This is a genomic window from Pseudomonas sp. MSSRFD41 (assembly GCF_014230245.1).
Taxonomy (GTDB): Bacteria; Pseudomonadota; Gammaproteobacteria; order Pseudomonadales; family Pseudomonadaceae; genus Aquipseudomonas; species Aquipseudomonas piscis.
In genome coordinates this window covers 29,627-45,975 of the sequence record NZ_JACKZK010000022.1, presented here as the reverse complement: position 1 = coordinate 45,975, position 16,349 = coordinate 29,627, and the positions used below count along the sequence as shown (strand labels likewise).

The following is a 16,349-nucleotide window of genomic DNA, read 5'->3' as shown; positions in this document are numbered from 1 at the left end:
GCCACCGGAACCGAGCGATCTAGGAAGTGGCGCCAGCGCGCTCGCCGAGCCACGGCCCTTGGCCGCGTACGACTCGCAGGGCAACGCTGCTTTACGCCCCTCCCCGGTTCGCTGGCGTCTACAGGGGTAGCACGGCTCAGGGTTGTCGCAGCGGCAGCGGCTTGGGGGCCTCGGCGTCAAGGGCCCGCTTGCCGCGAAAACGCAGGTAGTAGATCGACAGGATCAGCCCCAGGAAGGGCAACCCGCAGACCAGGGTCAGGAAGAACGGTTCGGTGAACAACGTCGTGACCATCACGGCCAGCATCAGCAACAGGCCGCCGAGGCTGGTCCAGGGATAGCCCCAGAGCTTGAAGGCCAGCGGTTCGCTACCCTGCTGGCGACGGAAGCACAAGTGGGTGAGGAAGATCCCCGCCCAGGTGAACATGGCCCCGAACATCGCGATCGACATCATCAGCGTGAAGGCTTGCTCGGCATAAGCCAGGTACAACAAGGTGGCCAGGGCAATGCCCAGGGATGACAGCAACAGCGCCGCCAGTGGCACGCCATGGCGGCTCAGGCGGCCAAACATCGCCGGTGCCTGGCCAGCCCGGGACAGGCTGAACATCAGCCGGGTGGTGATGTACAGCTGGCTGTTCATCGCCGACAGCGCCGCCACCAGGATCACCGCGTTGATCACCCCACCGGCATAAGGAATGCCGCTGGCCGCCATGACCATGACGAAGGGACTTTCCCCGCCGGTATTGCGCGCCCAGGGCACGATGGCCAGGACCAGGGCGATGGTCAGCAGGTAGAACACCACCAGGCGCACCACGGTAATGCGGAACGCCCGCGTCACAGCGCGTTCAGGGTCCTTGGCCTCGCCCGCCGCTACCGCGATCATCTCGATGCTCAGGTAGCTGAAGAAAGCCACGATCACCGCGACCCAGGTGCCCCAGACGCCATTGGGAAAGAAGCCCCGGTCATTGCTGTAGTTGGCCAGGCCGATGCCCGATTCCATGGGCGCGTCATACACCACCCAGGCCCCCAGCAGGATGAAGGCAACGATGGCGCACAGCTTGAGCAGCGAGAACAGGTACTCGATGCTGCCGAAGACCTTGACGCTGAAGGCGTTGGCCAGGATCAGCGCCAGGGAGAAGCCAAGCATCCAGTAGCCTCCCGGCACATCCGGGTACCAGAACTTCATGTACATCGCCGCGGCGGTGATTTCCGTGCCCACGGCGAACACGATGGACGCCCAGTAGGCGTAACGCAGGGCGAAGCCGAACCAGGGCGCCACATAAAACTCGGCGAACGAACCGAAAGACCCGGAAGTCGGATGGCGCACGGTCATTTCCGCCAGGCAGCCCATCAGCAACAGCGCGATCACCGCGCCGATGCCATAGCTCACCAGCACGCTGGGCCCGGCGAAACCGATGGCAAAACTGCTGCCCAGGAACAGTCCGGTGCCGATGGCCCCGCCAATGGCGATCATCGACAATTGGCCGCTGCTCAAGGTTTGCTTGAGGCCTTTCTCACGGTCTGCCACTTGTTTGAAGGTGTGTATTGTTTTTGTCATGACACGCTTGCTCCAAGGCTAGGCACTGGGATCAGGTCACCGATTTACGGGCCAGGAACTGCGGCTGGTTCCACTCGCCGCTCACGAGGATTTCCCGCAGTGCCCCCACGCACTCCCACACCTCTTGGTAACGGTTGTACAGCGGTGCAAAACCGAAACGCAGGATGTCCGGTGCCCGGAAGTCACCGACGATGCCTCGGGCAATCAGGGCCTGCATGACCGCATAGGCCTGGGGATGGCTCAGGGCGACCTGGCTGCCGCGCTGTTCGACCTGCCTAGGGCTGCACAGCGTTACCCCCAGGCCCTGCAACTGCTGGTCGCAGAGATCGATGAACAATTCGGTCAGGGCCTCGCTCTTGGCTCGCAGCACCTGCAGGTCGACCCCATCGAACGCTTCCAGGGCCGCCTCCAGGGCCAGCACCCCAAGCTGTGGCGCCGTGCCCACCAGCATCCGGTCCAGGCTGGGATGCGGTTGGTATTCATGGGTGAAGTCGAAGGGCTTGGCATGGCCATGCCAACCTGTGAGCGGCTGGCGCAAATGAGGGATATGGCGCTCGGCCACAAAGACGAAAGCCGGAGCGCCGGGTCCGCCATTGAGGTACTTGTAGCCACAGCCTACGGCAAAGTCGGCACCCGCCGCATTCAGGCGGACCGGCATGGCTCCGGCGGAATGACACAGGTCCCAGACCACCAGGACCCCCAACTCATGGGCACGGGCGGTAATGGCCTCCATATCGTAGCGGCGGCCGGACTTGAAGTTGACATGGGTCAGCGAGAGCACCGCCACCTCTTCACTCAGCGCCGCCATCACCTGCTCGGGATCGACGCACCGCAACTGGCACCCCGTCAACTCCGAGACCCCCTGGGCGATGTAGACATCGGTGGGGAAGTTGCCATTTTCCGCCAGGATCAGCCGACGTTGCGGCTGCATGCGCAAGGCCGCCACCAACACCTTGAACAGGTTGATCGAGGTCGAGTCGGCCACGATCACTTCATGCGCCTGGGCGCCGACCAGATGCGCAATGCGCGCTCCCGTGCGCTGCGGTGCCGGATACCAGTCGGCATCGTTCCACGAGTTGATCAGCCCCTGGGCCCATTCCTCCTTGAGGACTTGTTCGATTCGCGCGGGCACATGGGCCGGCATCGCCCCCAGGGAGTTACCGTCCAGGTAGATCTTGTGTTGCGGCAGGGCAAAGCGCTGGCGACAAAAGGCCAGTGGATCGGCCTCGTCCATCTGCTGGACCTGCTCCAGGCGACAGGGCGTGGAACTGCTCATGACTATTCCTCGGCATCTATTATTGTGGCGCCCAGACGGCAACGACGACCGTCAGGCTGCCCAGATCCTAGCCAGGTCAGTCATTACTGGATAATAGAAAAGATGCCTTCAGGTATTCCCTAATGTGATAGCCAATCCATTGCGACAATCACAGCGCAAGGTGTCCGCGAAATCTCTGGAGAGTGGCTCAGCCCGGGGTGGCTGGAGAGCCATGCATGAGTACCTCTGTCCAGCGTAACGATCGATCTTGATAGCTGGGGACTAGGCCACATGGCCACCGTGGATGCCGCTGGGGTTGTCAGCACGCAAAACCGAGAGCAAGGCAACCCATAGGACCCGGTGGCCTGGCACGGACCTACTTGCCCGCCACTGAAAGCTTCAATACCACCCGCAGTCCGTCCGGTCGCCAGTCCCGCTCGATGGTCCCGCCGGCGACCACCGCCAGTTCGTTGATCAATTCGCAGCCATAGCCATCGCGGGCTGGCGGGGCAAGAATCACCGGCCCACCCTGCTCGTGCCAATCGAGGCGTAGCCAACCCTCATGACTGGCCCAGCGAATGTCGACCTCACCTTCGACGACACTCAATGCGCCATGTTTCACCGAGTTGGTCGCCAGTTCATGGAGCAGCAGCGCCAGCAGATTGGCCAGCACCCCGGGGACATGCTCGAAGGTGCCGCCGAACCGGCATTGGCCGCCGAAGGGTTGCAGCACGGCACCGATGAAGGCGGTCATTTCAATAGTCTTGGCATCCTCCGCATCCAGGACCTGGGTGTAGACCCTGGACAGCGCCCTCAGCTTCTCGGCCGCGATCTTGCCCAGACGGTCGAGAACGCCGGTGCTCCGGGCTTCCCTGTCGGCCATCATGACCACCGCATCGGCCACGGTGAAAAGATTCTTGATCCGGTGCAGCCTTTCACCCGTCAACAGCCGTTCACGCGCCAGTGCCTGGTTCAGCTCCCGCTGCAACAGCACCTGCTCGGTGACATCGCGAGACACGCAGATGATGTTATGCACCTGCCCTTGAAGATCGAGGGTCGGGGTCAGCAGATTGTCCCAGTGGATGATCTTGCCGTGGGCATCGCTGTAGCCGGTGAAGCGCGCGCAAATACCCCTGCCCGCCAAGGCCAGGGCATCGAGGGCGGCGCCGTGGGTCGACGCGGGCAGCAAGGGAATCCAGGCCGTGCCCTTGACTTGCGCCCGGGGTATCTGGAACGCAGCGCATCCGGCCTCACTCATGGCCAGGAGCAGGCCGTCTGGGGTCAGCACCTTGATGCAGTCAGGGGTGGCATCCAGCATGGCGCGCTGAATATCGACAACCGTTGACTCCATGCCGGGAATATCCCGTCTGCCGGACTCTTTCTTCATATCTCTCGACTACCGAAGAGTGAACCCGGACAACAGCGTCAAAAGTTCACGCGACAAAAACATGACAAGTATCACCACAATGAAAAATCAATATCCGAACAGCACCCGCCGTACTTTCCGCTCTACACCACAAGCATCACTCATGTTGCATTGCGCAACTTTTTCACTGAAAACATACCCAACTATAAATAAACCTCCGGACCATTGGATACACCACTTCGCTCTGAAAAACCGAACGAACGCTCAAAAAAACTTACCCATGCCTGATGGAGGCCGCCCGCTAGACAGCCATCGGCAAAGAACATGACTTTCATTTTTGACAGACTAAAACTGCACCAGAACACTTGTCCAAGACCTCTCCTGAAGTGCTCCGTAGAACCAATCCAGGCTACCCAGAACGACCATTAATCTCTACTGACCTGGATACGGCTTGATTGGCCAGGAAACAGTGAAGATAGGGCGAAGTCAGCAAAGAAGAATAGGTCGGGATATTTCCGGTACAAGGCAGCCGCTATCCGCACCTCGATAATGCTATCCGTAGCGACCAGCCAAAAACCCGCGGGTAGCCAGGGCAGACAGGAGCCATCGCCAGGAGCGCCTCGAACGCCTGCCTGGCGCCCATCGGTTCGGCCTCGCCCCGGCGGGCTAGCCGCTGCCCCGAGCAGGATCAGGCATATATGAGCCGACGTTCTCGACAACCACCCGCACGCCTGCACCCAGGCGGATGAAATGCCCTACTCCCAGCGCTCGAATCGGCAACTGCATTCAAATATTCAAATCCGACAACCGCTTATCCCGGTGCATCTCCGCCACCCACTTCAAATCTTGTGCGGTTTGCACTGAAAGTTTGCCTTCGTCGAATAGCCCGTCGATATAACCATGGACATAGGCCGCTGCCGCACGGACATGTACAGCATCAGGAGCACCAACTATAAGTTGCAAGACCTTCATTATTCTGGCTTGACGTAGTTCATCGCACATGACTTGTATCCCCGTTTGATCCGCGGCAAGCCCACGCTTATTATCCAAGCCCCGCCATAGTGCCACTTAACCCCACAATCGAAACAGCCCCTGATACCGACACGCCAAGAAAGTTGCTGTCCACGCATACTCACGCGACCTTGTTGCAGTTTTATTTCACCTATGGACCATGGCGACCGGAGGGTCGGACAACTTGCTAAAATGCAAGTTCAGCAAATTAACAGCCAGACTTAAAATAAGTCCACTGCAATCAAGCAGCCTTGTACTTTCAATATAAGAAAGAGTGATCCAGAACAGCCGGCGAGGCTTGTCGGCTCCAGTATCGACCAGCACTTCTGCCATGTTCGACAAGCAAGATCGCGCTCCACTGGACGCCACCTAAGGATGCCGGTCAGGCAACGCGGCCCGACGACCGGCAACCTCGCGCGACCACCGGACATGGCAAAGCCGCCCATAGGGCGGCTGCCGAACACCCAAGACAGTCAGAAGTCGAGGGTGAAGTTGAGGGTCATGGCATGGTCCTTGGTTTTGTCGGATACCTGCCCCGAGTAACCGATGCCCAGCTTGCCGGCCGGGGTGATCTGGTAGTCCAGGCCAGCCTCCAGCAGCGCACTGTCCTTGGCGATCGGCACGCCCTGGGTGGTGAAGGAGGTGCCGCCGTCGATGAAGCTCAGGTCGGCATCCGGCTTGGTGTCGCCATAGGCATGGCGCCAGCCCAGGCCCACCCGTGGCGTGAGCTGGTGCCCATTGCCCAAGGTGAGGCGCTTGCCGGCCCGTATACCGACGGTGGAGAAGGTCACGTCCTGGCTGGCCTTGGCCTTGAGCGCCGCCGCACCGCCCTTTTCCTTGCCGGTGTTGCTGTCGTAGTTGACATAGGACAGCCCGACGAATGGCTCCAGGGCCATGCCTGCAGCGTCCATCGCATACCCCACCTCACCGAAGACCTGGGCGCTGCGGGCGTTGTAGTGCGCCTTGAGCCGATCGCTGTAGGTGCCGACATTGACATCGCGCTTGGTCTCGATCCGGTGCCAGCTGTAAGCCGCTCCCAGGCGCACGGCCACGGCATCGAACTGGGAATTGAGGTAGGCCCCCAGGTGCGTGCTGTCGACCTTGGCATCGGATTGCAGCCGATGGGCCGACAGGTCGCTGCGGGTATAACCGGCAGCGACCCCGGCACGCCAGGTATCGTCCAGCTGGCGGTCGCTGCCGAGCATGAAGCCCGACAGGTTGCGGTCCAGCTTGGCGGTATTGCTGTTGCCAGCCATGTCACCCCAGGTGCCGAGTACCCGCATCCAGCCGACCATCTCGCCCTGGCAGCCAGTGCTGCTCAGACGGTTCTCGCGACTGGCCAGGACCTGCCGCGGGTCGTCCTGGGAGCTGGAGCAGCCAGGCTGGCGCATCCGGTCATTGAGGGCATCGCGCACATACCGCGAGTCCTCCAGCAAGGCGCTGACAGTGCTGGCATGGATCTCCCCGGACAGACGGTTGAACGCATCCACCGCCCCGGCGCGGTCCAGGCCGAGGATCTGGTCGTTCAACTGGTCGGCCGGATCGTCGTCATCCCCCGAGTAGGCCCCCAGAGCCGCGGCCACCGCACGCTGGTTAGGGGTCTGGGCGACGTCGACGAAGCGGGTCTGGTTGCGATTGACGTTCAGGTTCACCTGGTTGGCGCCGTACACCAGCGAGGTGTCGAAGAACACCAGTTGCGGCAAGTTGCTGCCGCTGAAGGTACCGGTGATACCGCCACCGGCGTTGATCAGTGCGTAGCTGGCGTTGGCGCCACCATAGTTCAGGCCAGTGACCTGCAGGTTGCCCGCCAGGTTGGCGGTGCCGCCCACTTGCAACGCCGGGCTCGTGGCCGAGGTCGGTGTCAGTTGCAGGGTCCCGGTGCTGCCGTTGCTGAAGTTGCCGGTGACCGCCAGCTTGCCGATCGGCCCGCCGGAACTCACCAGGCCATTGTTGACCAGCCCCCCGACGCTGCCGTTGCCAGCCAGGGTCGCACCATTGCTGACCACCACTTGCCCAGCCAGGGAAGCCGGGTCGTCGCCGATCTGTACAGTGCCCTGCTCCACCGCCAGGGTGCCGCTGAAGGGCTGGTTGCCATTGATCTGCAGCAAACCAGCGCCCTGCTTGACCACCGTACCGGTACCACTGAGCAGGCCGTTGAACACGCCATTGCTGTTCTGCGCGAACAACATCCGGGCATTGACCAGCATCCGCCCTTGCAAGCTGCGGGTATTACCGGCCAGAGTGCCGCCGCTGACGGTCGTGCCGCCGCTGTAGGTATTGGCACCGGTGAGCAGCAACACCCCGGCATCGGTTTTCTCGATACCGCCGCTGCCCACCAGCGGCGCGTCGATCTGGGTCACCACTCCACCATTGATCCGTACCTTGGCCAGGCTGCCATCGCTGCCATTGGTAGGGCTCAGGCTGCCATTGCTGCCGGCGACGAAGTTGTAACCGCTGTCGAGCACCTGCATGCCGGTGAAGCTCTGGTTTCCCGCGACGGTCACGGTGCCGCCCTGCCCGCCGAAAATCACGAACTGGTTGCCCGCGCCCTGGGTCTGGGTACCGGTCGGATCGGTCCAGTTGGTCGAACCGCCCCAGGTACCGCTACCACCAGTGATGCTGCCGTTGGCCGTGGTCTGGCTGCCGTTCCAGAACTGCACCTGGCCTGGCGCCCCCTGTACCAGCAGGTTGACCTGGTTGGCCAAGGCAGTCTGCAGGCTCAAGGAACCCGGCAGCACGCTACCAGGCAGCGTGCCGTAGTTCAGGCCGTTGTTGGTCAAGGTGCCGCCGTAGCGGAACAGTTGGTAGACGCCTACGCCGAAGTTTCCGGCATCGGTGATGTTCAAGGTGCCGTCCAGGGTCAGGTCGCCAGCCACGTTGACCACCGTGGTGGAACTGGTGGCCTGGCCCAGGCTGAAGTCCAGGCTGGTGCCGGAAGACAGCGCCAGGCCGCCCACGGACAAGGGCGTGGCACTGCCGCCCGCCTTGAGGCTGGCGCCATCGCCCAGTTGTACGGTACCGCTGAGCTGGCCGCTGCCACCGATACTGGCGCCATTGGCCACTTGCACATTGCCGCTGGCCAGGCTGCCATCCACCAGCAACGAGCCGCCCTGCACCTGGGTGGTACCGGTGAAGCTGTTGTTGCCGGTCAGCAACAGCGTGCCGCTGCCTTGCTTGACCAGGGTGCCGTTGCCGCTGAGGTTGCCGGCATAGGTGCCATTGGCGTTCTGCTGGAATGTCAGCGCGGCGTTGTTGAGGATCGAGCCCTGCAAGCTGCTGGCGTCGCCGCGGGTGGTGCCCGCATTGAGCGTGGTGCCGCCGCTGTAGGTGTTGGCGCCGTTGAGCAGCAGATCACCGCTGCCATTTTTCACCAGCGAGCCATTGCCACTGATCGCGCCGCTGAGGGTCAGGGCCTGCTGGTTGGCCAGGTTCAACTGCGCGCCAAGGGTAATGGCGTTGGCCAGTTGCAAGGCCACCGGACTGTCGAGCTGGGCATTGCCGCCCACCGTCAAGGCCCCGGTGCCCAAGGCGCTGTTGTTGCCCAGGATCAATTGCCCAGCCTTGAGCAAGGTGCCGCCCTGGTAGGTATTGACGCCGTTCAAGGTCAGGCTGGCGCTGCCGCTCTTTACCAGCCCACCGCTGCCACCGACCAGGCCGCCCAGGGTCAGGGCATTGGAGCCGCCGATGTTCAATGCGCCAGCCAGGTTCAGCCCATTACCCAGGGACACCGCGGTATTGCTGTCCAGGGTGGTGCCATTGGCGGTGCTCAGGGCACCGCTGCCCAGGGCGTTGTCGTTCCCCACCACCAGGGTGCCGCCCTGCAGCGAGGTACCGCCGCTGTAGCTGTTGTTGCCATTGAGTACCAGGGTGCCGCTGTCGAGCTTGGCCAGGGTACCGCCGCCAGTGAGCGTCACGCCGAGGGTGGCGGTGGCGTTCGGATCGACTCGGATCGCGGTATTGCCGGTACCGCCATTGACCAGGTTCAGTGCCCCACCCACGCCGCCGACCAGGTTGTAGCCGTCGGTGACGAACTGCATGCCGGTGAGGTTCTGCGTGCCGTTCACGGTCACGTTGCCAGCGCTGCCCTGGAACACCGCGAAGCTGCCGGCCCAGGCCTGGTTCGAGCTGCCATCGACCGACGTCCAGTTGCTGATACCACTGCCCCAAGTGCCCGAACCGCCGTCGATCACGCCGTTGCCCGTGGTTTGCGAACCATCCCAGAACAGCACGGTGGTGTTGGGGGCGCTCACCAGCAGGTTGACCTGGTTGCCCACGGCGGTTTGCAGCTGCAGATCGCCCGGGACCACACTGCCAGGCAAGCTGCCGAAATTCAGGCCGTTGTCGGTCAGCGCCCCGGTGTAGTTGATCAAGCGATAGACGCCGGTGCCGAAACCACCGATATCGCTGACGTTGAGGGTACCGTCCAGGGTCAGGTTGCCGCCGACGTTGACCAGGGCATTGCCGCCACCGCTGGCTGGCGTGCCCAGGCCCACGTCCAGGTTGGAGTTGGCGCCCATTACCAGCGAGCCCACCGACAGGCTGTTGCCGGAACTCAGCGCCAGGTGCCCGCCATCGGCCACGCTGAGAGCACCGCCCAGGCTGCCATTGCCGGTCAGGGTCGCGCCACTGTTGACCGTGACCGTGCTGCTGGCCAGGGAGCCGCTGAGGTTCAGCGTGCCGGCGTTGACCTGGGTATTGCCGCTCAGGCTGCTGGTGCCGCTGAGATTGAGAACGCCGCTACCGGTCTTGACCAGCTGCCCGGCACCGTTCAGGCCGCCGGCGAAGGTACTGCCCAGGTTGTTACCGCCCAGGGTCAGGGTGTTGCCGCTGCCGATGGTCACCGCACCGCTGCCACTGAGGCCACCAAGGCTGGCGGAAGCGCCCAGGTCAAGGTTGGTTCCAGCCCCGAGGTTGACCCTGGCGTTGTTGCCCAGGGCCCCGCTGCCCTGGGTGATCAGGTTGCCGGACGACACGTCGAACAGGCCGCTGAAAGTGTTGTTGCCACTCAGGGTCAGGTTGGCCGCGCCGTTCTTGCTCAAGGTCCCGCTGCCAGCGATCACGCCACCCAGGGTCAGGTCGTTGGCCCCGGCCAGGGTCAGCCCGGCATTGACGTTCAAATCGTTGTTCAGCACCAGCGGCGCACTATTGGCCAGGGTCGCGGTGCCGCCCACGGTCAGCGCGCCGCTGCCCAGGGCCGCGGCCTGGGCCAGGGTCAGGGTCAGGGTGCCGGCGTTGAGCAAGGTACCGCCCTGGTAGTTGTTGACACCGCCCAGGACCAGGTTGCCTGCGCCATTCTTGATCAACTGGCCGGCACCACCGATGACTCCACCCAGGGTCAGGTCGTTACTGCCGGCCAGGGTCAGGTTGGCATTGAGGGTCAGGGCATTGGCCAGGCTCAGAGCGCTGCTGGCGTCCAGGGTCGCGGCGCCGCCCACGGTCAGGCCTCCGGTGCCCAGGGCGCCGTTGTTGCCCAGGGTCAGGGTGCCGGCGTTGAGCAAGGTGCCGCCGGTGAAGCCGTTGCTGGCGTTCAAGGTCAGGTTGGCTGCACCATTCTTGGTCAGGCCGCCTGCACCGTTGACCGCGCCACCCAGCGTCAGGTTGGCGGTACCGCCGATGCCCAGGTTGCCGGCCAGGTTGAGCACATTGGTGAGGCTGACCGCCGTGCTGGCGTCCAGGCTGGTGCCCGCTGCGGCGTTCAGCGCACCGCCGCCCAGGGCAGTATTGCTGGCCAGGATCAGGCCGCCCGCGTTCAATGCGGTAGGCCCCAGGTAGGTATTGTTGCCGCCCAGGGTCAAGCTGGCGCTGCCGTTCTTGACCAGGCTGCCGCTGCCGCTGATCGCCCCGTCCAGGGTCAGGGCGTTGGAGCCAGCGATATTCAGTGCACCGGCCAGGGTCACGGCATTGCCCAGGGTCACCGCGGTGTTGCTGTCCAGGGTGGTGCCATTGGCGGTGCTCAAGGCGCCTGTGCCCAGGGCGCTGTCGTTGCCCACCACCAGGGTGCCGCCCTGCAGCGAAGTGCCGCCGCTGTAGCTGTTGGTGCCATTGAGCACCAGGGTGCCGCTGTCGAGCTTGGCCAGGGTGCCGCTGCCGTTGATCGCCACGCCGAGGGTAGCGGTGGCGTTCGGGTCGACGCGGATCGAGGTACTGCCGCCGCTGCCATTGACGGCCGTCAGCGAACCACCGGGGGCCCCCACCAGGTTGTAGCCGTCGGTGACGAACTGCATGCCGCTGAAGCTCTGCGCCCCGGCCACGGTGACCGTACCCGCCGTGCCCTGGAAGACCGCAAAACCGTTACCCCAGGTCTGGTTGAGGGTGCCATTGACCGAGGTCCAGTTGCTGTTCAGCGAGTCCCAGGTACCGCTGCCACCATCGACCACGCCATTGGGCACCGTCTGGCTGCCGTCCCAGAAGCGGATGTTGGTCCCCCCCGACACCAGCAGGTTGACCTGGTTGCCGACGCTGGTCTGCACCACCAGGTCGCCGAGATTGAAGCCCAACGGCACGCTGGCCACGTTCAGACCCTGGTCCACCAGGCTGCCGGTGTAGTTGATCAGGCGATACACGCCCACGCCGAAACCGCCGGCGTCGCTGACGTTGAGCTGGCCGCCCAGGGTCAGGTTGCCGCCGACGTTGAGTAGCGAAGTGGTGGACGGCGCACCCAGGTTGGCGTCCAGGTTGGCGCCGCTGTTGAGCACCAGCGAGCCCACCGACAAGGTACTGCCCGAGTTCAGCGCCAGGTGGCCACCGGACGCCACATCCAGGGCGCCCAGCAACGAACCGGAGCCGGTCAGGGTGCCGCCGCTGGCGACGTTGACCGTGCCGCTGGCCAGGGAGCCGTCGACCTTCAAGGTGCCGCCGCTGACCAGGCTATTGCCGGTCAGGCCATTGATGCCGCCCAGGGTCAGGGTGCCGCTGCCGACCTTGGTCAGCTGCCCGCTGCCACCAAGATCGCCGTTGAACACCGAGCTGGCGTTACCCCCACCGACACTCAGTGCCACACCGGGGCTGAGTTGCACCGAGCCGCTGCCGGTCAACCCGCCAAGGCTGGCATTGGCGCCCAGGTTGAGGCTGGCGCCCGCGCTGATGTTGGCCCCGGAACTGTTGCCCAGGGCACCGCTGGAAAGCGTGGTCACACTGCCGGCCAGCAGGGTCAAGGGCCCGCTGAAGGTGTTGTTGCCACTCAGGGACAGGTCCGCCAGGCCGTCCTTGATCAGGCCGGAACTGCCACCGATCACCCCCGTCAGGATCAGGTTGTTGTTGCCGGCCAGGGTCAGGTCGGCATTGAGGGTCAGGTTGTTGCCCAGGGCCATTGGCGTGCTGTTGTCCAGGGTCGCAGCGCCGCCAACGGTCAGGGCGCCGCTGCCCAGGGCCCCGCTATTGCCCAGGGTCAGGGTCCCGGCGTTGAGCGTGGTGCCGCCCTGGTAGGTGTTGATGCCGTTGAGCGTCAGGTTGCTGGCGCCGTTCTTGATCAGTTGCCCCGTACCACCGATGACCCCGCCCAGGGTCAGGTCGTTGCTACCGGGCAGGGTCAGGTTGGCATTGAGGGTCAGGTTGTTGTTCAGGCTGATACCTGGTGCGCTGTCCAGGTTTGCCGCGCCCCCCACGGTCAACACTCCGTTGCCCAGGGCGCTGTTGTTGCCCAGGGTCAGGGTCCCGGCGTTGAGCGTGGTGCCGCCCTGGTAGGTGTTGACGCCGCTCAGGGTCACGTTGGCGTTGCCGTTCTTGATCAAGCTGCCGATCCCGCCGACCACCCCGGCCAGGGTCAGGTCGGCGCCGCCACCGATAGTGACCCCGCCGCCGAGGTTCACCTGGTTACCCAGGCTCACCGCCGTGTTGCTGTCCAGGGTAGTGCCCGCGGCCGCATTCAACGCACCACCACCCAGGGCATTGGCGTTACCGACGATCAACCGGCCGGCGTTGAGGGTGGTGTTGCCCAGGTAGGCGTTGGCGCCATTGAGGATCAGGTCGGCGCTGCCATTCTTGATCAGGCCGCCGATCCCTCCGATCACGCCACCCAAGGTCAGGGCATTGCTGCCGGCGATCGTCAGGTTGCCGCCCAGGTTCAGCCCATTGCCGATGCTGACCGCGGTACTGGCGTCCAGGCTGGTGCCGTTGGCGGCATTCAGCGTGCCATTGCCCAGGGCGCCGTTGGCCCCCAGGATCAGCGTGCCGCCGTTGAGGGCGGTATTGCCCTGGTAGGTGTTGGTACCGCTGAGGGTCAGGCTGGAAGTGCCGCCCTTGATCAGCCCGGCGCTGCCGCCGATGGTCCCGCCCAGGGTCAGGGCATTGCTACCGCCCACCGTCAGGTTGGCGTTGAGGTTGATGGCATTGCCCACGCTCAGGGCACTGCCGGCATTCAGCGAACTGGCGCCGCCCACGGTCAGCGCACCGCTGCCCAGGGCCGTGGCGCTACCCAGGGTCAGGCTTCCGGCATTGAGCAAGGTGCCGCCCTGGTAGCTGTTGTTGCCATTGAGGGTGAGGTTGGCGCCACCGTTCTTGACCAGGCCATAGGCGCCGCTGACGTCGCCATCCAGGATCAGCGGATTGAGCCCGTCCAGGGTCAAGTCGGCGTTGAGCACTATGTCATTGAGCAGGTCCAGGCTGGTGCTGCCGGCGAGGTTCGCCGCGCCGCCCACGGTCAAGGCGCCGCTGCCCAGGGCGCCGCTGTTGCCCAGGGTCAGGGTGCCGCCGTTGAGCAAGGTTCCGCCCTGGTAGGTGTTGCTGCCGTTGAGGGTCAGCCCCGCCGTGCCGTTCTTGGTCAGGCCACCGGTGCCGGTGACCAGCCCGCCGAGGGTCAGCGCATTGCTGCCGGCCAGGTTGAGGTTGCCGGACAGGTTCAGGGTATTGCCCAGGGACACCGCGGTGCTGCTGTCCAGGGTAGTGCCGGCGGCGGTATTGAGCACGCCCAGGCCCAGGGCCAGGTTGCTGCCCAGGATCAGCGAACCGCTGTTGAGGTTGGTATTGCCCAGGTAGCCGTTGTTGCCGGACAGGGTCAGGCTGGCCCCGCCATTCTTGACCAACCCGCCGGCACCGTTGATCTGCCCGGACAGGCCCAGGTTCTGGTTGCCGCCAATGGTCAGGGCGCCGGCCAGGTTGACGTTGTTGCCCAGGCTCAAGGCGGTGTTGGCATCCAGCGTCGTACCGGCCGCCGCGTTGAGGGTGCCGGTGCTCAGGGCGCCGGCATTGCCGACGATCAAGCGCCCGGCATTCAGGGCCGTGTTGCCCAGGTAGGCATTGGCCGAATTGAGGACCAGGTCGGCGCTGCCGTTCTTGATCAGGCCACCGACACCGCTGACCAGGCCACCCAGGGTCAGGGCATTGCTGCCACCCACCGTCAGGTTGCCGGCCAGGGCCAGGGCGTTGCCCAGGTTGATGGCGGTGTTGGCATCCAGGGTGGTGCCGCCGGCCGTACTGAGCAGGCCACTGCCCAAGGCATTGTTGTTGCCCAGGATCAGGCTGCCGGCATTGAGGTTGGTGGTGCCGCTGAAGCCGGTGTTGTTGCCGCTCAGGGTCAGGCTGCCGGTGCCGCCCTTGTTCAGTGCGGCGCTGCCGCTGAGGATGCCGGACAAGGTCAGCGCGCCGACGCCACTGGTACTCAGGGCGTTGTTGAGCACCAGGCTGTTGCCCAGGTTGACGGTGCCCGGAGCGCTCAAGGTGGCCGCGCCGCCCAGGGTCACGGTGGAGGTGCCGAAGGCCTGGTTGTTGCCCAACTGCACCGTACCGGCATTGAGGGTGGTACTGCCGCTGTAGGTGTTGGCGCCATTGAGGGTCAGTTGCCCGGCGCCGGACTTGACCAGCCCACCGCCGCCGGAAATCACCCCGGCCAGGGTGGTGTCGTTGCTGCCTTGCAGGGTCAGGCCGCCAGCGCCCAGGCTGATCAGGTTGTTCAGGGTCAGGCCGGCGCTGCTGGCTTGCAGCACACCGCCATTGGAGGTCAGCAGGCCGCTGCCGAAGGTGGCGCTGTTGTTGTACAAGGCCACCCCGCCATTGAGCGTGGTGTTGCCGCTGACCACCGGCCCCTGCAAGGTCCAGGTGCCGCTGTTGAGGACCAGGTTGTTGAAGTTGACGTAGTTGGCACTGGAAACCGTACCGCTGCCGGTGGTGCCGCCCCCCACGCCCAGGGTGTTTTGCAACAGCAGGGTGTTGGAACCGCCAGCGCCACCGTCGATCTGCCCCGTAGGAGCAAATGTCAGGTCGACCCCCAGCAGGCCGCCCAGGGCGATGCCGATCCCGCCGCCGCTGCTGACCGAGGAGCCGGTCACCGCGGTGAAGCTGTTGATACTGCCAGCGCCCAGGGACACGCCGCCGGTGATCTGCCCGGTGTTGGTGAAGTTGTTGCCAGCCGTCGAGGATTGGAACGCCACCCGGCCCACCAGGGTGCCGTTGTTGGTCATGTTGACCTGCGAGCCCCCCTGTACCGCCACCACCGGCGCATCGGCGGAGAGCAGGGTCAGGCCCAGCAATGCCGAGGAACCGATGCTGCCGTTGTTGACGATGGTGGTGCTGCCGCCCGCGCCATTGTTGATGTTCAGCGCCATGCCGTTGAGCGTGCCCAGGTTCAGGCCGAGGATGCCGGAGGTGCCGTTGAGGGTACCGCTGGCGGCGTTGTTGATGTTGACGGTCGCGGCACTGCCATTGCCAATGACCGCGCCATTGCTGAGCAGGGTCACCAGCCCCAGCAGGGCCGGGTCGATAGTGCCACTGTTGTTCAGGGTGACGTTATGGCCGGTGAGGCTCATCGCCGTGCCGCCGAGCAGCGAGTTGAAGGTCGCGCCACTGTTGACGTTGACCGTCAGGTCGTCGGCCGAGGTGGCGAAAGCGTTGGTGAGGATCGCCGTGGCATTGCCAGTGCAGGTGACGATACTGCCAGCGCTGGGGTTGGCCGGAGAGCACGCGGCCATGGCGGCCGGGCTGGCCAGCCCCCAGAGTAGGCCGGCCAGGCCCAGGCGGATGGCTAGAGGCAAAGGCGAAAGACTGACCAGCACATCCTTGGCGCGAGCGTTCACATGCAGCTCCTTCCTTGAGAGCAGGCTTTTCACTACGTAGGAACGCGTACTACCCGGAAACTTCAGATCCCTCTATTACACGCATCAACACGCCAAAACCTGACCGATGGTTAAATTTCCCTGGCAGAAACCTAGACGACGCTGTAAAGCTTTCCC

5 protein-coding genes are annotated in these 16,349 nt (G+C 64.3%); all 5 read right to left on the bottom strand.

The window, feature by feature from the left end; genetic code table 11:
- Positions 1-136: 136 nt before the first annotated feature.
- Positions 137-1,555 carry an amino acid permease gene (locus tag H7A76_RS25540; protein WP_185701073.1) on the bottom strand — a complete coding sequence of 473 codons (1,419 nt, stop codon included), beginning with the start codon at positions 1,553-1,555 and terminating at the stop codon, positions 137-139.
- Between the two features lie 31 nt (positions 1,556-1,586).
- Positions 1,587-2,831 (bottom strand): kynureninase, encoded by a 1,245-nt coding sequence (gene kynU / locus H7A76_RS25535; protein WP_185701072.1) that lies wholly within the window; start codon positions 2,829-2,831, stop codon positions 1,587-1,589.
- A gap of 355 nt (positions 2,832-3,186) precedes the next feature.
- Positions 3,187-4,161, bottom strand: a complete 975-nt coding sequence (locus tag H7A76_RS25530; protein WP_185701071.1) for a PAS domain-containing protein — start codon at positions 4,159-4,161, stop codon at positions 3,187-3,189.
- Positions 4,162-4,962: 801 nt separating this feature from the next.
- Positions 4,963-5,178, bottom strand: a complete 216-nt coding sequence (locus H7A76_RS25525; RefSeq protein WP_185701070.1) for a hypothetical protein — start codon at positions 5,176-5,178, stop codon at positions 4,963-4,965.
- A gap of 482 nt (positions 5,179-5,660) precedes the next feature.
- Positions 5,661-16,193 carry an autotransporter-associated beta strand repeat-containing protein gene (locus H7A76_RS25520; protein WP_409519208.1) on the bottom strand — a complete coding sequence of 3,511 codons (10,533 nt, stop codon included), beginning with the start codon at positions 16,191-16,193 and terminating at the stop codon, positions 5,661-5,663.
- Positions 16,194-16,349: the final 156 nt, after the last annotated feature.

Excerpts from the sequence above, each read along its gene's own strand:
- H7A76_RS25525 (WP_185701070.1), bottom strand. The coding sequence starts at position 5,178 with ATGTGCGATGAACTACGTCAAGCCAGAATAATGAAGGTCTTGCAACTT.
- kynU (WP_185701072.1), bottom strand. The coding sequence starts at position 2,831 with ATGAGCAGTTCCACGCCCTGTCGCCTGGAGCAGGTCCAGCAGATGGAC.
- H7A76_RS25530 (WP_185701071.1), bottom strand. The coding sequence starts at position 4,161 with ATGGAGTCAACGGTTGTCGATATTCAGCGCGCCATGCTGGATGCCACC.
- H7A76_RS25540 (WP_185701073.1), bottom strand. The coding sequence starts at position 1,555 with ATGACAAAAACAATACACACCTTCAAACAAGTGGCAGACCGTGAGAAA.